This is a genomic window from Bacteroides sp. M10 (assembly GCF_014334015.1).
Classification (GTDB): domain Bacteria; phylum Bacteroidota; class Bacteroidia; order Bacteroidales; family Bacteroidaceae; genus Bacteroides; species Bacteroides intestinigallinarum.
On record NZ_CP060488.1, the window covers coordinates 1628745 to 1647972 of the forward strand.

13 protein-coding genes are annotated in these 19228 nt (G+C 41.2%); 11 read left to right on the forward strand and 2 right to left on the reverse strand.

What is annotated here, in order from left to right; all coding sequences use genetic code 11:
* The first annotated feature begins 21 nt into the window (after positions 1-21).
* From H8796_RS05945 to H8796_RS05970, 6 genes are all read left to right on the forward strand, one after another.
* Positions 22-768 (forward strand): DUF4843 domain-containing protein, encoded by a 747-nt coding sequence (locus H8796_RS05945; RefSeq protein ID WP_117933467.1) that lies wholly within the window; start codon positions 22-24, stop codon positions 766-768.
* A gap of 18 nt (positions 769-786) precedes the next feature.
* Complete coding sequence (locus H8796_RS05950; RefSeq protein WP_117933469.1) at positions 787-2460, forward strand: PKD-like family lipoprotein; 1674 nt, start codon at positions 787-789, stop codon at positions 2458-2460.
* 82 nt (positions 2461-2542) lie between these two features.
* Complete coding sequence (locus H8796_RS05955; protein WP_117933471.1) at positions 2543-4867, forward strand: DPP IV N-terminal domain-containing protein; 2325 nt, start codon at positions 2543-2545, stop codon at positions 4865-4867.
* Positions 4868-4885: 18 nt separating this feature from the next.
* The gene (locus H8796_RS05960; RefSeq protein ID WP_117933473.1) at positions 4886-7243 is read left to right on the forward strand and encodes a DPP IV N-terminal domain-containing protein; all 2358 of its coding nucleotides are present in this window, start codon (positions 4886-4888) and stop codon (positions 7241-7243) included.
* Positions 7227-9944, forward strand: a complete 2718-nt coding sequence (locus H8796_RS05965; protein ID WP_117933475.1) for a prolyl oligopeptidase family serine peptidase — start codon at positions 7227-7229, stop codon at positions 9942-9944. The genes H8796_RS05960 and H8796_RS05965 overlap by 17 nt, the downstream gene beginning before the upstream one ends.
* Positions 9945-9957: 13 nt before the next feature.
* On the forward strand, positions 9958-10374 hold the full coding sequence (locus H8796_RS05970; RefSeq protein WP_117933477.1) for a lipocalin family protein: 417 nt from the start codon (positions 9958-9960) through the stop codon (positions 10372-10374).
* Between the two features lie 162 nt (positions 10375-10536).
* Here H8796_RS05970 and ybeY read toward each other — a convergent pair whose 3' ends face one another.
* Together ybeY and H8796_RS05980 are read right to left on the reverse strand one after the other, a co-directional pair.
* On the reverse strand, positions 10537-10956 hold the full coding sequence (gene ybeY, locus H8796_RS05975) for an rRNA maturation RNase YbeY (RefSeq protein WP_117933479.1): 420 nt from the start codon (positions 10954-10956) through the stop codon (positions 10537-10539).
* Between the two features lie 16 nt (positions 10957-10972).
* On the reverse strand, positions 10973-12205 hold the full coding sequence (locus H8796_RS05980) for a nucleoside recognition domain-containing protein (protein ID WP_117933481.1): 1233 nt from the start codon (positions 12203-12205) through the stop codon (positions 10973-10975).
* A gap of 126 nt (positions 12206-12331) precedes the next feature.
* Between H8796_RS05980 and ruvB the strand changes: the two genes are divergently transcribed.
* Genes ruvB through H8796_RS06005 form a run of 5 tightly spaced genes read left to right on the forward strand, consistent with a single transcriptional unit; the run spans position 12332 to position 19224 of the window.
* Positions 12332-13363 carry a Holliday junction branch migration DNA helicase RuvB gene (gene ruvB / locus H8796_RS05985; protein ID WP_004298040.1) on the forward strand — a complete coding sequence of 344 codons (1032 nt, stop codon included), beginning with the start codon at positions 12332-12334 and terminating at the stop codon, positions 13361-13363.
* A gap of 38 nt (positions 13364-13401) precedes the next feature.
* Positions 13402-14178: a dienelactone hydrolase family protein gene (locus tag H8796_RS05990; RefSeq protein WP_187343949.1), complete on the forward strand. Its 777-nt coding sequence runs from the start codon at positions 13402-13404 to the stop codon at positions 14176-14178.
* A gap of 30 nt (positions 14179-14208) precedes the next feature.
* Positions 14209-15705 (forward strand): oligosaccharide flippase family protein, encoded by a 1497-nt coding sequence (locus H8796_RS05995; protein WP_117933483.1) that lies wholly within the window; start codon positions 14209-14211, stop codon positions 15703-15705.
* Between the two features lie 2 nt (positions 15706-15707).
* The gene (locus H8796_RS06000) at positions 15708-17063 is read left to right on the forward strand and encodes a TIGR00341 family protein (RefSeq protein ID WP_004298044.1); all 1356 of its coding nucleotides are present in this window, start codon (positions 15708-15710) and stop codon (positions 17061-17063) included.
* A gap of 19 nt (positions 17064-17082) precedes the next feature.
* The gene (locus H8796_RS06005; RefSeq protein WP_117933485.1) at positions 17083-19224 is read left to right on the forward strand and encodes a S46 family peptidase; all 2142 of its coding nucleotides are present in this window, start codon (positions 17083-17085) and stop codon (positions 19222-19224) included.
* Positions 19225-19228: the final 4 nt, after the last annotated feature.

A 19228-nucleotide genomic window follows, 5' to 3' on the forward strand; every position in this document is an offset into this window, starting at 1 on the left:
ATTTTGAAAGATAGAAAATATATGAAAAGAATAAGTTTTTATATAGTCATTATATTGTTAGGAGTCTCCTTCTTTACTTCTTGTGAGGAGCAGGGATTACTGACCCATACAAATGATGTGTCATATATTGCATTTGAGAAAAATATGACAACAGATACAACTGGTGTATCTTTTAAGTTTTATAATGAAGGTGAAAATGCAAATATATTATTAGGAGTTACCATTTCTGGAAAAGTACAGGATAAGGATTTGGAGTTTACGGTCAGTGTAGATCCGGAACGAACAACTTTGCCTGCTGCCCAATATGAATTGCCAGAGAAATGCGTGATTAAAGCAGGAGAACTAACCGGAGAAATATTGGTGGTTTTGAAGTATTACGAGAAATTGGATACAAAAGCTGAACTGCTGACGTTGCAAGTGAATGACGGTGGTGAGGTTCGTCAAGGTCCGAGTGTTTATTCACGTGCCATTATTTCTGTATCTAATTTATTGTTTGCACCTGAGTGGTGGACTAGAAATGACGGTGATGTAAATAATCCCTACAACATTGTTGAAGAATGGTATTTGGGGAGGTATTCGGAGAAGAAATATTTAATGTTTTTGGAAGAATTGAAAAAAGACGCGATGGTATTTGACGGGAAAGACATGTTTGTACTGCGTAAATATGCACTGCGTTTGAAAAATAGAATTAAAGATTATAATACTCAACATCCGGATGAACCGATGAGTGATGAGTATGGTAAAATGGAGATTCCTGTTGCCGGATAATTAAAAAACGGAAGAAGTATGAAAAAGATAACAGTTTATATTTTATCGCTACTTTTATTGAGTAGTATTTGCAGTTGCCTGGATGATAAAAACAATTATGATTATACACCGATTAATGAATTGAAAGGCACTATTAGTAATATTGAGAAAAACTATAGTGTTGGGATAGATGAAGACTTGGTTATAACACCTACGTTTGAGTTTACAATTGATAAAACAGACCCGGATGTGAACTACGAATGGAGACTGGACGGAGAATTGTTGAATGTAAAAGCGCCTTCGTATACTTTCAATTCTCATAAGATAGGATTGTTTGAACTCACATTTTCTGTCATCGACAATAAAACAGGTGTTAAGTACTCTGCTTCAACTGACATTTTGGTTCGTTCTCCTTATCAGAGAGGATGGGTGGTTTTGTCTGATGTAGATGGAAAGTCAACACTTTCATTTATCAAGATTAAGACCCTGTATGGTGTGTCAGAAACTGTGAATATCTGGGGTGAGAAGGTGGTACGTGATTCTATCGCATATCATTCTGTTGAAAAGTATTTAGTCAAAGATTTGGGAACTAATCCTAAAGGTATCTTTGAGCATTTAGGTTATCCCAGTACTTTCGGGCAGGTAGAGACTGTATATGATGAACTGGTAGTGATGCAAGATCGTTGGGTGGAGCTGAACGGTAATACTTTGGAGCATGAAGTGTATACAGAGGATGAGTTTTATGGGGATTTGCCGGAAGGAGGCTTCAAACCTGTAGAAGCTGCCATGTCTTACTCTGCAAAATTTATTCGCGATGAGAATGGATATATCTATATGCACACGAAGCCGGTTGCGAATGATTTTCATGCTGGAGCTTATATGTCTATCCCATTATGGAATTATACTAAGTTCAGTGCCTTATATCCTGTACAGAAGTTTAAGGACAGAAATATGGATGCGGTTCTGGCTCTTCGTGAAGAGGATAACTCATTGGTAATTATTCGAAATGGAGGTGGGGTGAAGAATAGTTCCAATGACCCGACATTTTATGATAATACGGTGAAGGATACCGGAGAAATAGTTGAATTTGAAGGAGAGGATGCTAAGAACTTTCAGAATATGCGTGATGAAAGTATTGTAGCAATGAAAACTGCGTCAGTTAATGTGAGTGGCGATATGATGCAAGCATGGGTTGCTTTGATGAAGGGTAACGATATGTCTTATCAATTGCGCTATTTCAGAATGAAAAATAAAAAATGGGATATATATGATTATTATGAAAATGACTTGACGTCGTTGAATAATAAAGAGTATACAGATATGGCTGTATTTGAACAAAAACAGTATGTTATTATTGCAATGGGGAATGAATTGTGGTATTGCCAATACGTGAAAGGTGTGGCATCTGCTCCAAAATTGATTCATACATTTGACAAGAAGGTGATTTCTCTTTCATCTAATGATATATATTTGTATCCAAAATATGGAGTTTACAACGGTCAGTTAGGGGTTGCTTTGGAAGACGGAAGTTTCTTTATATATGGGGTAGAAGAGAAGGACAAGCAAGAATCAGGATTGGTTAATGATGTAGATATAAAACAATTATATCCGAATGAAGAAAGTGAGAAGGAGGGAGATAATAATTTCGGAAAAATAGTGGATGTACTATATAAAATAGGAAATGCTAACCAGCTTGTTCAGTTTGACCTTTAAAATAATTTGATCTATATAGATTATGCGGGGAATCGCATTGAGTCTTGAATACTTTATGTGATTCTCCTTTGTTTATTTGAATATGAGAAAAAGAATACTATTTATAATCTTATTTGCTTGGTCAGGCTTTCTGTATGTTTTTTCCCAACAGCAGGCCAACTATGAATTGGTAAATGAATTTCAGGCTTTTGGTTTAGGAGGTAATTTTTCTGTTAATAGTCTAAATCTTTGGCCGAATGAAATCAATGGAACAGATAAGTTTTGGTTTGAATTTCATACGACTGCCGGGAAGGATTATTATTTTGTAGATCCTGAACGTCGCTTAAAGGAACCGTTGTTTGATAAAGGGAAACTGGCATCGGGAATAGCACAGATTACTAGAGGGGTAGTGGACAGGAATAAAATGGAGTTGAGTGATATCAAGTTTTCTGAAAAACTGGCTTCTTTTTCTTTTTCTTATAAAGGTAAGAACTATGAATATAATCGCCTGACACATCAAATCGTAGAGAAAAAGAAAGAAAAGAACCGATCGTTATTTGACCGTTACTCATGGATGAAATATTCGCCAGACAGGAAATATCTTGTGTATGTGAAGAAACACAATCTGTATGTAAAAGGTAATGGGGAGATGGGAATGGATACGACGGAAGTGCAGTTGACCACTGATGGAGTTCGGTATTATTCTTATGCGCATGATGGAGGAACGGACGAAGAAGGAGAAGTCATGTCTGATATCCGTTGGTGCCCCGATTCAAGGCATCTTTATTTAGTACGTGAAGATGAACGTTTGCTTAGAGATTTTTGGGTGATAAACTCGTTGGATGACAGACCTTCCCTGACTACTTATCGTTATGAATTCCCTGGTGATAAGAATGTAACCCAGAATGAACTGGTTATAGTTGACGTGATTGGGCGTACCGTAAGAAAAACTGATATAAGTAAGTGGCCGGATCAATACATAAATCCTTTGTGTGTGACAAAGGATAGTAAATATCTCTTTTTTGAACGTACGAAACGTACATGGGATGAAGTGGATTTATGTTCTGTCAACCTTTCTACAATGGAGGTAAAAGAAATAATTCACGAAGTTGACAAACCGTATCGTGATCCGCATGCTCGTAGTGTCGCTATTTTGAATGATGGTAAAGATATTCTTTTTCGTTCGGAGCGTACGGGATGGGGGCATTACTATCATTATGATGGCAATGGAAAGTTGAAGAACGTGATGACTTCCGGTGAGTGGGTGGCAGGTCAGATAGCTTCTATTGATACTTTGGGGCGAACAGTATATTTGTATGGATATGGCAGGGAAAAAGATATTAACCCATCTTATTACATGCTCTATAAAGTGCATATTGATAGGGAAGGAGTGACTCCGTTAAGTACGGAAGACGGTCAGCATCAGGTTAAATTCCTGAAGTCTAACAGGTACTATATTGATACTTATTCAAGAGTGGATATGGAACCTAAAATCATGTTGAAAGACAACAAGGGACAAGAGATTCTTGAATTGGCAAAACCGGATATTGAATTAGCCTACAAAGCCGGATGGAAAAAACCGGAACGTTTTGTTGTGAAGGCTGCTGATAATATAACCGATTTGCATGGAGTAATGTGGAAACCGGCAGACTTTGATTCTACTAAGGTATATCCGATTATTTCTGTGGTATATCCGGGGCCTTACTTTGGTCAAGTTCCTACTTCATTTATTTTAGAAGACAGATGTTGTACCCGTTTGGCGCAGTTAGGTTTTATCGTAATTGCTGTGTCTCATAGAGGAGATACCCCTATGCGTGGAAAGGCATACCACCGGTTTGGTTATGGTAATATGCGTGATTATCCTTTAGCTGATGACAAATATGCTATTGAGCAGTTAACTCGGAGGTATTCATTTATTGATGGTAAGAAAGTCGGTATCTACGGCCATTCCGGTGGAGGATTTATGGCTGCTGCAGCCATCTGTACTTATCCGGACTTTTATAAAGCTGCTGTCTCCTGTTCCGGAAATCATGATAACAATATCTATAATCGTGGATGGGGAGAATGCTACAACGGCGTGAAGGAAGTGGAAAAAGTAGTAAAAGATAGTTTGGGTAATGAGACAAAAGAGTATGAATACAAGTTCAATGTGAAGTCGAATGCGGAGATTGCCAAGAATCTGAAAGGACATTTAATGCTCGTCACTGGTGATATGGACAAGAACGTGAATCCTGCCCATACTTATCGCATGGCTCAGGCATTAATTGAAGCCGGAAAGGATTTTGATATGTTGGTGATTCCGGGTGCCGGTCATGGATATGGCTCCGCCGATAAGTATTTTGAGAAGAAGATGTACCGTTTCTTTGCCAAACATTTGCTGGGTGATACTCGTGCAGACTATTGGGGAGATATCAATCGTAAGAAATAAGATAATAGATAAGATTTTATGAAAAACTCTCTCTTTAGATATGTGTGTCTGGTGGTTGCATTGTTGATATGTAGCTTTGCCAACTCACAGCAGAAAGCGAATTATAAGTTAGCGGAGAAGTTCCGTCTGTTGGAACAGAATCCTATAATAAAGTATTCAACAGAAGTCAAGCCAACGTTTATTAACGATACGGACTGTTTTTATTATTCGTTTACTACACGTGAAGGAAAGAAGTATTATTATGTAAATCCGAAGAAAAAGGAAAAACGTCTTCTGTTTGATACGGCTGAATTATTGAGTAAAATTGCAGTATATACCAAGAAAGCCTATTCTTCGGCAGACCCATATCTGTCTTTCACTTTCATGAAGGATAACGAAACTATCCGCATAAACTTCGACCGTGGATTGTATATTTACAACATCTACTCGAAAGTGTTGAAGCAACTTAATGAGAAGCCATCTTATGGAAATAGTGATCCGTATTGGATGAAATATTCGCCGGATAGTCTTTACTTTCTTTATGCCAGCAAGGATAATTTGTATTTTGTCGGAAATCAGAAGAAAGGGCAAGATACCATTCCTGTACAACTGACAACGGACGGTGAGCCGAACTATACATTTAACCGTGAAGATGAGGGTAAGCTGGAAGGACGCTTCGGAGCCGAATCTACTCATTGGATTCCGGGTAGCCATCGTTTCTATGCTGTTCGTGAGGATAACAGGAAAGTGCGTGATTTATGGTTAATCAATTCGTTGTCTACTCCATATCCGACACTGAAAACTTATAAAGCCGAACTGGCAGGCGATAAACATGTTACCCAATATGAATTATTGATTGGAGATGTTGATACCCGTGAAGTGAAGAAAATCGATATTAATCGCTGGCCTGATCAGTATATTGACATATTGTATATGTCAAAAGACGGGAAGCGTTTGTATTTCCAACGTTATAACCGTTCATGGAACCAGTCGGATATTTGCGAGGTAGACGTAGAAACCGGAAAAGTGCGCGTAGTGATTCATGAAGAAAACAAACCGTATCTCGATTATCAGATGCGTAATATCTCTTTCCTGAATGACGGGAAAGAAATCCTTTTCCGCTCCGAACGTAATGGTTGGGGACACTATTACCTGTATGACACGGCAACGGGAAACTTAAAGAACCAACTGACCGATGGAACATGGGTGGCTGGTCCGGTTACCAAGATTGATACTATTGGGCGTAAGATGTATTTCTATGGTTATGGTCGTGAAAAAGGCGTTGATCCCTATTACTACATTCTTTATGAAGCTCAATTGGATCGTCCGAATGCAGTTCGTCTGCTTACACCGGAGAATGCGTCACATGAGGTAAGCATTTCCCCGTCTTACCGATATATGGTAGATTCTTATTCTACCGTTTCGCAAGAACCGGTAAATGTGGTTCGTAATCGGAATGGAAAGGTTATCATGACGCTGGAGAAGCCGGATTTGCAACCTGTCTATGAGATGGGGTGGAAAGCACCAGAACGCTTTAAAGTAAAAGCTGCCGATGGAGTGACTGACTTGTATGGTGTAATGTGGAAACCTGCTGATTTTGATTCGACCAAGGTTTATCCTATCATTTCGAATGTTTATCCGGGACCGTTTTTCGAATATGTGCCTACACGTTTTACGATTAATGATGTTTATAACACCCGCTTGGCTCAACTGGGGTTCATTGTAATCACTGTAGGGCACAGGGGCGGTACTCCGATGCGTGGAAAGGCTTATCATACCTATGGTTACAACAATATGCGTGATTATCCGTTGGCAGATGATAAATATGCTATCGAGCAACTGGCTGCCCGTTATCCGTTTATTGATGCTACTAAAGTCGGTATTTACGGACATTCCGGCGGAGGATTTATGTCGGCTGCCGCCATTTGCACTTATCCCGATTTCTATTCGGCTGCCGTTTCATCGGCTGGTAATCATGACAACCGCATTTATAATAAAGGTTTTGTAGAGATTCATTTCGGTGTGGATGAGAAGGTGAAAACGACTAAAGACAGTTTGGGGGTAGAAAGTACGACATATGATTATAGTGTCCGTGTACGTCCGAATCAGGAGTTGGCAAAAAATTATAAGCACGGCTTGCTGCTGTTTACCGGTGCGATGGATAAAACTGTAAATCCTGCTAACACATTGCGTCTGGTAGATGCATTGATTAAAGCTGATAAGGATTTCGAGATGTTTGTATTGCCGAAATGTACACATGGATTCTTCGGTGAGTCTGAGGACTTCTTCGAGCATAAAATGTGGCGTCACTTTGCCCGCTTGTTATTGCATGACAACTCGGCTGATTCTGATGTTGATTTGAATAAGGATATGATTAAAGATGACAGGAGAAGATAAGATGAACCGGATATTTGTACATATAGGGATTATAGCGGGCTTGTTGCTGGGTGGAAGCCTGTCTGTTGAGGCTCAGAAGAGGCCGTTGGATATAGAAGCGTGTACATCTTGGAAACGTATTGATGCACCGGATATTTCACCGACAGGCAGGTGGGTGACTTACCGTATATCGTTGATGGAATATAATCCGGATAGCAAGGAAGAAAAACCTCTGCATTTATTCGATTCCCGTACACGGAAAGAAATATTGCTGAATGGTGATATAGAGCACTTGGAGTTTTATAATAACGATCAGGGAGCTTTTTATCGGCAGGCGGACTCGGCGGGAGTGATGAAGACGATCTTGTTGTCATTGCCTTCGGGAGTAAAGACCGAATGGAAACATAAAGAGGCTTTTCGCCCTGTAGAAGGGACTCCTTACTCAATCTCTGTTACTAACGTGCCGAAAGATACGGTGAATCATGTTCCGGCTTTTAACAGGCTGGTGGTACGTCATCTAAAGACAGAAGTTGCTTTTCATATTGACAGTATCGGCTATCATACATTGTATGACGGAGGACGTTCTATTCTTTTCATTCGTAGAAAGTCTGAAGGGAACGAGCTATGCTATGGTCCTTTAGCCGGTCCATATAAGAGTCTTTATCAGAGTTCTGTAAAGAGTGAACCCTCTTCTTATAGTTTTAATGAAAAAGAGATGACTGGGGAGTTTAGCGTAAATGATTCTTTGTGGTATGCTTTTTCATTAAAGAAGCCGGGTTGTAACTTGCTTTTTGACCGGAAAGAAATTGTTTTGCCTGATGGTATGTCTGTCGGACGTATTGACTTGTCTAAAAGCCATAATTTTTTGATACTTGAACTTCGGGACTCACAGCAGATTTCCCGTAGAAGGGAAGAATCGGAGAAGAAACCGGACAAGAGTTTTGAATTAGAGTTGTGGACGTGGAACGAAATGGAAGTTCCGACTTTACAAAGGGGCGGACGTTATAGGCAGGATAAGTCGGTGACGTATATTTATGATATTTTTTCTAAGAAGCTCACAGAAGTTGCTCCATTTACCGTAGATTTACTCTTACCATCGGGAGCGGAGAATTTGAACTATGTGCTTTACACGGATGAATCTCCTTATAAGATGCAGCGTGAGTGGTTGGATCGGTTGCCGTTCGATATATATTCAGTGAATGTGCATACAGGTGCAAAACGGTTGATCGGACGTAGTTATCGTACAGCTCCCAAATGGTCGGTAAATGGCAAGTGGGCAGTAATGTATGATCCGATTGCTCAAGTCTGGAATAAGTTTGATGGTGCTACCGGTAAGGTTGTTAATATATCTGATGTTATTGGTTATCCAATGTTCGTGGAAAGTTATGATAAACCGGCTCCTGCTCCCGCTTATGGAATAGCAGGGTGGACGGCTGACGGGAATAATGTGTTTCTGTACGATGCATATGACTGGTGGAAGATTGATTTGACAGGAGAACGTCAGCCGGAGTGCCTGACTAAAGGATATGGTCGCAGGCATGGCAAATCTATTCGTAAAATGACGAGTAATATAGATAAGGATGTTTTTCAGAAAGACGAAAAAGTTATAGTTAGCCTTTGGGATAAAGATACGATGGATGAGGGTGTCTATCAGCTTGATATGAAAGGCCGTCTGAGAAAGTTGATGGAGGGGAATTATGTATATACTATACATCGTTTTTCTGACAATCATGAGTATTGCGTTTGGAATCGTCAGAATGTATCGGAATTTAGGGATTTGTGGTGGAGTAAGTCCGATTTCTCCAATCCCGTTAAAGTGACGAATGCGAATCCTCAACAAGCAGATTATAAATGGGGTACAGTTAAACTGATAAAGTGGACTAATTATGAGAATAAGGAAAATAAGGGGTTGCTTTATCTTCCGGAAGATTATGATCCTCAAAAAGAATATCCGGTGTTGGTGCAGTTTTATGAAACTCATTCCGGTGAGTTGAATATTTATCATGCACCTTTGTTGAGTAGTGCGTTAGGGGATCCTATGTATTTTGCTAGCAATGGTTATATTGTGTTTATGCCGGATGTGCATTTCACGGTTGGGACTCCCGGTCAGAGTTGTTATGATGCTGTAGTAAGCGGAACAAAGTATCTGATAGAGCAGGGGATAGCACATCCCGGAAAAATAGGCTTACAGGGACATAGCTGGTCTGGCTATCAAACATCATATTTGGTGACAAAGACAGATCTTTTCACTTGTGCCAATATAGCGGCTCCAATTACGGATATGGTGACCGGGTATTTAGGAATACGTAATGGAAGCGGTCTGCCACGATATTTTATGTACGAGGAAACACAAAGTCGTATGGGAAAGACTTTATGGGAGGCAAAAGATAAGTATCTGGCAAGTTCAGCAATTTTGGAGGCTGATAAGATACATACACCTTTGTTGATATTACATAATGATGAGGATGAGGCTGTTGCATATGAACAAGGACGTGCTCTTTATTTGGCTATGCGTCGCTTACAACGTCCTGCATGGTTGTTGAATTACAAAGGTGAAGGACATTTCGTACTGGGAAGAGGTGCACAGAAAGACTGGACAATCCGGATGATGCAGTTCTTTGACTATTACCTGAAAGGAACAAAAGAACCACGTTGGATGAAAGAGGGTATTCATCTGCGAGAGCGTGGAATTGATCAGAAATACGATTTACTAAAAAAATAAATATTGATTTAAGATGAAAAAATTATTGATTACGGCTATGGCTCTGTCTTGTTTCGCTTTAAGCTACGGACAGAAGAAAGTAGAAAAACAGATTATCGGAAAATGGTGCAACCCTTATACATACAAGTCTACAGGTGAGTTGAAAGGATTTGAGTTCAAGAAAGGTGGTAAGTGTTCTGCTATCAATATTCCGTCTTTAGATTTGAAAACGTGGAAAGTGGATAATGGTTATCTGATTGTGGAAGGATTCAGCAAGGAAGATGATGGAAAGGTTGAAGTGTACAAAACTCGTGAGCGTATCGGGTACCTGACATCGGATTCATTGCAGTTGATAGTGAACGAAGGAACTCCTCGTTTGGCTTTCCTGTATCTGAATACGAAATCAATCAAGAAATTGGTTACTCCTGAAGCAACTCCTGATAAGAAGTAATAAATCTCTCTCTTAATAATTTAGTGTTAATATTAGCATCGTATTGCTAATGAAGCGCCCCGCCGTAGTGATTACGGTGGGGCGTCTTTGTTACAGCGTGCGTTACAGTGTATGTTTAAGTAAATCGATAACTTTTTGAAATCGTTTGCTGTTGAGGCTTGCTTACACTTGCCGCATAGCTAATGCTTTGTTTTCCGCAGCTTCCATAATTTCCCGTTCTCCGGGTCCTTTATCGTTAATACCGCAAAGATGAAGAATCCCATGGATAATGACACGGTGCAGTTCGTTATCATAAGAGGTACCAAATTGCTCCGCATTAGTGCGTATTGTGTCCAGGCTAATGAATAAGTCACCTGATAAACGATCACCTTCACAATAATCGAAAGTAATGATATCCGTGTAATAGTCATGTTGCAGATATTGACGGTTTACCTCCAGAATCTTTTCGTCCGAGCAGAAGATATAAGCGATTTCACCGAGTCTTTTTCCGTAAGAAGCAGCTACGGATTTTATCCATTCCGTAGTATCACGTTTCTTGATATCAGGCATTTTTACGCCTTCTGTTTGATAAGTTACAGCCATAATTGAATGTTATGATTTAAAAGAAAAATAAATAACTGATTAAGATAGCGGCTATGATACCCGAAAAATCTGCAATCAGGCCGCAGGTTACCGCATTACGAGTTTTGGTAATTCCCACACTGCCGAAATAAACGGCCAAAATGTAGAATGTGGTATCTGAAGCTCCGCGTACGACACAACTCATACGCCCGACAAAAGAATCCGGTCCTAGTTCTTTCATCGTATCGATCATCAGGCCGTTTGCACCGCTACCACTAAGTGATTTCATCAGTGCAGTAGGTAGGGCCCCGACAAAGCTCGTATCAACCCCACATAGACCTACTATATAGCCGATACCTCCCACCAGAAAATCCATTGCTCCCGAAGTGCGGAACACTGCAATTCCTACCAGAAAAGCAACCAGATAAGGAATGATGCGTACAGCCGTTGTAAATCCCTCTTTGGCTCCTTCTACAAAAGAATCGTATACATTGATTTTCTTTCTGACTCCCGTTAAAATAAACAGGATGATGACACTGAACAACAGAATATTCGCTATCAGTGTAGAGTAAGTGCCCATATCCTCTCGCGATACACTTAGAAACAGATAGATCAATCCCGAAAAGAAAAGGCAGATAACACCCATTAAAATGAGAATTGGTTTATTGATTAAGTTTATCTTTTGAGCGATGCTGACTGCTATAACTCCGACTAAAGTTGAAATGAAAGTACTTATCAGGATAGGAATAAATACATCCGTAGGCTGTGCAGCCCCCATTTGTGCACGATATACCATGATGCTGATCGGAATAATGATGAGGCCGGAGGTATTAATCACCAAGAACATAATCATTGGATTGGAAGCGGTATCCTTTTTCGGATTCAGTTCTTGCAGTTCTTTCATCGCTTTCAGTCCCAGCGGGGTGGCGGCATTGTCCAAACCGAGCATATTGGCAGACATATTCATAAAGATGGAACCTAACACCGGATGCCCTTTAGGAATGTCCGGAAACAGGCGGCAAAGCACCGGACTAAGAAAGCGGGCCAGTGCATTAATCAATCCGCTGTTCTCGCCAATCTTCATGATGCCCAACCAAAGAGCCAGTACACCCGTAAGTCCCAGCGATATCTCGAATGCTGTTTTGGAGGAGTCGAATGTAGAGTTCATGATAGCCGTAAATATCTCCGTATCTCCCAAAACAATCACTTTTATAAGAGCGATGATAAAGGCAATGACGAAGAATCCTATCCAAATGTAATTTAGAACCATAGTTGATAACGTGTATATAGATAGTGCAAAAGTAGTTATTGCGTTTCAAATAAACTAAATCTTCGTCTTTCTTATACTGAAAATGAATGTAAATCTCTATCTTTGTCTCCTACTTTCAAGAAATAAATGGAACAGGAAGATTTTAACATACGCGAACATCAGCTTACTTCAAAAGAACGGGATTTCGAGAATGCACTCCGTCCGTTAAGCTTTGAAGACTTTAGCGGGCAGGACAAGGTGGTGGAAAACCTTCGCATTTTTGTGAAGGCGGCACGTCTGCGTGGCGAAGCACTCGACCATGTGCTGTTGCACGGCCCTCCCGGATTAGGAAAAACAACTCTTTCGAATATTATCGCTAACGAATTAGGAGTTGGCTTTAAAGTAACTTCCGGTCCGGTGCTCGATAAACCGGGTGATCTGGCAGGAGTGTTAACCAGTCTCGAACCGAACGATGTACTTTTTATCGATGAAATTCATCGGTTGTCGCCTGTGGTGGAGGAATATCTTTATTCGGCCATGGAAGACTACCGCATCGATATTATGATTGATAAGGGACCTTCGGCCCGCAGTATCCAGATAGATTTAAATCCTTTCACGCTGGTTGGCGCAACCACCCGTAGCGGTTTGCTGACAGCTCCGCTTCGTGCACGTTTTGGCATTAATCTTCATTTGGAGTACTATGATGACGATATTTTGAGCAATATCATCCGTCGTTCTGCATCCATACTGGATGTGCCTTGTTCGGTACGTGCAGCATCGGAGATTGCTTCCCGTAGCCGTGGAACGCCTCGTATTGCCAATGCATTGCTCCGTCGGGTACGTGACTTTGCGCAGGTGAAAGGATCCGGCTCTATCGATACAGAGATCGCTCAGTTTGCATTGGAAGCACTGAATATCGATAAATACGGTCTGGATGAGATAGACAACAAGATACTTTGCACCATTATAGACAAGTTTAAAGGTGGTCCGGTAGGTATCACTACCATTGCTACGGCTTTGGGAGAAGATGCGGGAACCATTGAAGAAGTTTACGAACCTTTCCTGATAAAAGAAGGATTTATGAAGCGTACTCCCCGTGGACGTGAAGTGACCGAACTTGCCTATAAACATTTGGGAAGAAGTCTTTATAACAGTCAGAAAACACTGTTTAATGACTGATAAAAACGGTATAAAAGAACTTTATAAAGCATAGTTGGATGATGAAGCAATGGACTACTTTACTTGTTTTTTTCTTTTTGAGCCTCTCTTTATCGGCTCAACAGGAATATGGGAGGGATATTTTTGTCTCTTCTAAAGGAGACTCTTTACCTTATCGGATGATTCATCCCGAATCGGTGAAGCCAGGTGAAAAGTATCCGCTCGTACTGTTTCTGCATGGAGCCGGCGAACGGGGAAATGATAATGAGAAACAGTTGACTCATGGTGGACAGATGTTTCTTAATCCGGTCAATCAAGAGAAGTATCCCGCTTTCGTTCTAATTCCACAGTGTCCGACAGACGGTTACTGGGCTTATACAGGACGTCCGAAGTCGCTTATCCCTACAGAAATGCCAGTGGGACAGGAGATCAGTCCTATATTGCAGACGCTTAAACAGTTGCTCGATTCTTATCTGGTAATGCCCGAAGTGGATACACAACGGGTTTATATTATCGGTCTTTCAATGGGAGCGATGGGAACGTATGATTTAGTCGTGCGTTATCCGGAGATTTTCGCAGCTGCAGTTCCTATTTGCGGTACAGTCAATCCAAGTCGGCTATCGGTTGCCAAGGATGTGAAGTTTCGTATCTTCCATGGAGATGCGGATGATGTAGTTCCCGTGAAAGGCTCTCGCGAAGCGTATAAAGCACTGAAAGCTGCCGGTGCAGATGTGGAATATATTGAATTCCCCGGTTGTAATCATGGAAGCTGGAATCCGGCTTTCAATTATCCCGGATTTATGGATTGGTTGTTCAAACAAAAGAGGAAACGTTAAGCCAATCTGAATGATAATCACTAATAAAACATGGCTGGACTAAAATCATTAGCTAAAGATACTGCAATTTATGGGTTGAGTAGTATTGTCGGACGGTTCCTTAACTACATGCTGGTGCCTTTGTACACAGCGGTATTGCCGGCTTCCACCGGAGGTTATGGAGTTGTTTCAAACGTATATGCGTTTACAGCCCTGATGCTTGTACTGCTTACGTTCGGTATGGAAACGGGATTCTTCCGTTTTGCCAACAAATCGGGAGAAGACCCGATGAAAGTATATGCCAACTCCTTGTTATCGGTAGGAGGGGTATCTTTGATTTTTGTTTTCCTTTGCCTGTTATTCCTGCAACCTATTTCCAATTTACTGGATTATGGCGATCATCCGGAGTTTATAGCGATGATGGCTGTTGTGGTAGCTTTAGACTCTTTTCAATGTATTCCTTTTGCCTATTTACGGTATAAAAAGCGGCCTATTAAGTTTGCTGCTATCAAACTGCTCTCTATCGTTGGTGGCATCGGTTTGAATCTATTCTTCCTACTGGTGTGCCCGTGGCTGAATGTACATTGTCCGTCAACGATCTCCTGGTTTTATGATCCGGATTATTTAGTGGGATATATCTTTATTAGCAACCTGATTATCTCGGTTGTCCAGATGTTCTTCTTTATCCCGGAACTGACAGGTTTTGCTTATAAGTTGGACAGGGTATTGCTGAAACGAATGGTCGTATATTCTTTTCCGGTATTAATCTTAGGTTTGGTAGGTATTCTAAACCAGACTGTGGATAAGATGATATATCCGTTTCTTTTTGAAGACCGGCAGGAAGGGTTGGTGCAATTGGGTATCTATGCGGCAACCAGTAAGATTGCGATGGTGATGGCAATGTTTACGCAAGCTTTCCGTTATGCTTACGAACCGTTTGTCTTTGGCAAAGACCGAGAAGGAGACAACCGGAAGATGTATGCCGCTGCGATGAAGTATTTTCTTATATTTTCCTTGCTAGCTTTCCTTGCTGTCATGTTCTACCTTGACTTGTTGCGTTATCTGGTGGCAAGGGGTTACTGGGAAGGCCTGGGGGTAGTAGCCATTGTAATGCTTGCAGAGATCTGTAAAGGGATCTATTTCAACCTCTCCTTTTGGTATAAACTGACGGATAAGACCTATTGGGGAGCCTACTTCTCGGTGATTGGTTGTGTTATTATTGTCGTATTGAACATCCTGTTTGTGCCGGTTTACGGTTATCTTGCTTCAGCATGGGCTTCTGTTGCAGGCTATGCAGTCATCTTGTTGCTATCCTACTGGATAGGACAGAAAGAATACCCGATTCATTATGACTTGAAGAACCTCGGACTTTATGTTCTGTTGGCAGCGGTACTTTACGTTATTGGAGAGCAGGTTCCTATCTCTAATATAGTGCTCCGTCTCGCTTTCCGTACCGTACTCTTATTGCTATTTATAGCCTATATTATCAAAAAGGATTTACCATTGAGTCAGATTCCTGTTATTAATCGATTTATAAAGAAGAAATAACTATGAAGACAGATGAACGTAATAAATTTGCTATCAAGTCCTTTCTGGGAGAATATCTGGACTTGAGAAAAGATAAGGATAACGAACTGGCCACAGTGGATTCTATCCGTAAGGGAGTAGAGTTCAAAGGTGCCAATTTATGGATTTTGATTTTTGCCATCTTTATGGCATCACTCGGATTGAATGTAAACTCTACCGCCGTAATCATCGGTGCCATGTTGATTTCTCCGTTGATGGGACCTATTATGGGGGTGGGACTGTCTGTCGGACTGAATGACTTTGAATTAATGAAACGCTCTTTGAAGAGCTTTCTCATAACGACCGCTTTCAGTGTGACTACGGCAACAATCTTTTTCCTTCTTGCTCCTATTGCCGGTTCACAGTCAGAGTTGCTGGCACGTACATCGCCCACTATTTATGATGTATTCATCGCGCTTTTTGGTGGTTTGGCAGGTGTGGTAGCTCTCTCTACCAAAGAAAAAGGGAATGTGATTCCGGGTGTTGCCATTGCTACTGCATTGATGCCGCCGCTTTGTACGGCAGGTTACGGACTGGCTTCCGGTAATCTCATTTATTTCCTGGGTGCTTTTTATCTTTACTTTATCAACTCTGTTTTTATCAGCCTGGCTACTTTCCTCGGTGTTCGTGTGATGCATTTCCAACGGAAAGAGTTTGTGGATAAAACCCGTGAGAAGACCGTACGTAAATACATCGTTCTGATTGTAGTGCTTACCATGTGCCCTGCAGTTTATCTGACATTTGGAATTATAAAGAGCACTTTCTATGAAGCAGCAGCCAATCGTTTTATAAACGATCAGTTGAGCTTTGAGAATACGCAGGTACTTGATAAGAAAATTAGCTATGACCATAAAGAAGTACGGGTTGTTTTGATTGGTCCTGAAGTGCCTGACGCTTCGATATCTATTGCTCGTAGCAAGTTGAAAGAGTATAAGCTGGAAGATACGAAACTGATTGTATTACAGGGGATGAACAATGAAGCGGTAGATGTATCTTCTATCCGTGCCATGGTCATGGAAGACTTCTATAAAAACAGTGAGCAACGGCTTCAACAACAGGCGGTGAAAATTTCCCAACTGGAGACAACACTGGAGCAATACAGAACGTACGATGCTATGAGTCGTACATTAGTACCCGAATTGAAGGTACTTTATCCTTCCATCACAACTCTTTCCATCGCTCACTCGCTCGAAGTGCGGGTCGATTCGATGAAGACGGATACGGTAACATTGGCTGTCCTTAAATTCGCCAGACATCCGTCTGTTGCTGAAAAAGAGAAAATCAGCGAATGGCTGAAAGCCCGCGTAGGAACGAAGAAGTTGAGGCTGATTACAGAATAATGAATCTAAAAATAATAATATGAAGTTCAGACTAACCGTCTTGATAGTCTTTTCTCTCTGTCTGTCGAATGTATTTGCCGATGAGGGAATGTGGTTGTTGGGAAATCTCCGAAAGAATAAACAGACTGACCGGGTAATGAAAGAACTTGGTTTGCAGATGCCTGTGAATAAAATATATGATCCGAAGAAACCATGTCTGGCAGATGCTGTTGTCAGTTTTGGAGGCTTCTGTTCAGGAGTGGTGGTTTCTGAAGACGGTCTGGTGTTTACTAATCATCATTGTGGCTTTAGCAGTATTCAACAACATTCTTCAGTGGAGCATGATTACCTGAAAGATGGCTTCTTTGCACGTAGTCTTGAGGAAGAACTGCCGAATCCGGAATTGTATGTTCGTTTCCTGCTTCGTACGGAAGATGTTACTAAACGCGTATTGTCTGCCGCCCGGCATGCTAAAACGGAAACAGAACGCCGTGTGGCTGTTGATTCGATTATGAATGTAATCAGTATGGAAGTCTCTGAAAAGGATTCTACATTGACTGGTATTGTAGATGCTTATTATGCAGGGAATGAATTCTGGCTTTCTGTTTATCGTGATTATAACGATGTCCGCCTCGTTTTTGCACCTCCTTCTTCTGTCGGGAAGTTCGGATGGGATACGGATAATTGGATGTGGCCACGTCATACGGGCGATTTCAGCGTATTTCGTATCTATGCTAATGCCAAGAATGGTCCGGCGGATTATTCTCCTGAAAACGTCCCTTATCATCCCGAATATGTAGCACCCATTTCTTTGGATGGATACAAAGAAGGTTCTTTCTGCATGACGCTTGGCTATCCGGGCAGTACGGAACGTTACCTTTCCTCGTATGGTATCGAAGAGATGATGAATGGAATCAATCAGGCAATGATTGATGTACGGGGAGTGAAACAAACCATCTGGAAACGGGAGATGGACCGTCGTCCGGATATTCGCATTAAGTATGCTTCAAAATACGATGAAAGCTCCAATTATTGGAAGAATAACATCGGAACGAATAAAGCCATCAAGCATTTGAAAGTGTTGGAAAAGAAACGGGTGGCTGAAGCAGCGCTTCGTAACTGGATTCAGTCTCATCCGGAAGAGAGAGAGAAACTGATTCGTTTATTCTCTTCTTTAGAATTGAGTTATAGTAATCGCCGTGAAACCAATCGTGCGTTGGCTTATTTCGGTGAATCGTTTATAAATGGTCCCGAGTTAGTGCAGCTTGCTCTTGAAATTCTCAATTTCGACTTTGAGGCGGAAGAAAAGTTGGTGATAACCCGCATGAAGAAGTTACTGGAGAAGTATGATAATCTCGATCTTTCCATTGATAAAGAGGTTTTTGCTGTCATGCTCAAGGAGTATCAGTCGAAAGTGGATAAAAAGTTTTTGCCTGCTATGTATGAGAAGATAGATACGCTCTATAACGGGAATATTCAGACCTATGTAGACTCTTTGTATGCAACTTCCAATATAACGTCTCCTAAGGGCTTAAAACGCTTTCTGGAGCGAGATACTACATATAATCTCATAGAAGATCCGGCTGTTTCCTTGAGTCTGGATTTGATTGTGAAGTATTATGAGATGAATCAAAGCATTTCCGAGGCTTCCGAGCAGATAGAGGAGGGGGAGCGTTTATTCAATGCAGCCATGCGCCGGATGTATGCTGATCGTAATTTTTATCCGGATGCCAACTCTACCATGCGGCTTAGTTTCGGAACGGTTGGAGGATATACTCCTTTTGATGGAGCCACTTATGATTACTACACAACCGTGAAAGGCATTTTTGAGAAAGTGAAGGAACATGCGGGTGATATTGACTTTGCCGTTCAGCCGGAGTTATTGAGTTTGCTTTCTTCCGGTGATTTCGGAAGATATGCCAATGCGCAGGGAGATATGAATGTTTGTTTTATCTCCAACAATGACATTACAGGTGGTAATTCCGGCAGTGCCATGTTTAATGCCAAAGGAGAATTACTAGGCTTGGCTTTTGATGGCAACTGGGAAGCAATGAGCAGTGATATCGTATTCGAACCAGATTTGCAGCGTTGCATCGGGGTAGATGTGCGGTATATGCTCTTTATCATAGAGAAATACGGTAAGGCAGCCCATCTTATTCAGGAATTAAAAATGGGTCGATGAAGTA

What these genes read in the sequence shown, in the direction of transcription:
- H8796_RS05945 (WP_117933467.1), top strand. Translation starts at nt 22, where the DNA reads ATGAAAAGAATAAGTTTTTATATAGTCATTATATTGTTAGGAGTCTCC.
- H8796_RS05960 (WP_117933473.1), top strand. Translation starts at nt 4,886, where the DNA reads ATGAAAAACTCTCTCTTTAGATATGTGTGTCTGGTGGTTGCATTGTTG.
- H8796_RS05965 (WP_117933475.1), top strand. Translation starts at nt 7,227, where the DNA reads ATGACAGGAGAAGATAAGATGAACCGGATATTTGTACATATAGGGATT.
- H8796_RS05980 (WP_117933481.1), bottom strand. Translation starts at nt 12,205, where the DNA reads ATGGTTCTAAATTACATTTGGATAGGATTCTTCGTCATTGCCTTTATC.
- H8796_RS05970 (WP_117933477.1), top strand. Translation starts at nt 9,958, where the DNA reads ATGAAAAAATTATTGATTACGGCTATGGCTCTGTCTTGTTTCGCTTTA.
- H8796_RS05995 (WP_117933483.1), top strand. Translation starts at nt 14,209, where the DNA reads ATGGCTGGACTAAAATCATTAGCTAAAGATACTGCAATTTATGGGTTG.
- ybeY (WP_117933479.1), bottom strand. Translation starts at nt 10,956, where the DNA reads ATGGCTGTAACTTATCAAACAGAAGGCGTAAAAATGCCTGATATCAAG.
- ruvB (WP_004298040.1), top strand. Translation starts at nt 12,332, where the DNA reads ATGGAACAGGAAGATTTTAACATACGCGAACATCAGCTTACTTCAAAA.
- H8796_RS05955 (WP_117933471.1), top strand. Translation starts at nt 2,543, where the DNA reads ATGAGAAAAAGAATACTATTTATAATCTTATTTGCTTGGTCAGGCTTT.
- H8796_RS06000 (WP_004298044.1), top strand. Translation starts at nt 15,708, where the DNA reads ATGAAGACAGATGAACGTAATAAATTTGCTATCAAGTCCTTTCTGGGA.
- H8796_RS05950 (WP_117933469.1), top strand. Translation starts at nt 787, where the DNA reads ATGAAAAAGATAACAGTTTATATTTTATCGCTACTTTTATTGAGTAGT.
- H8796_RS06005 (WP_117933485.1), top strand. Translation starts at nt 17,083, where the DNA reads ATGAAGTTCAGACTAACCGTCTTGATAGTCTTTTCTCTCTGTCTGTCG.
- H8796_RS05990 (WP_187343949.1), top strand. Translation starts at nt 13,402, where the DNA reads ATGATGAAGCAATGGACTACTTTACTTGTTTTTTTCTTTTTGAGCCTC.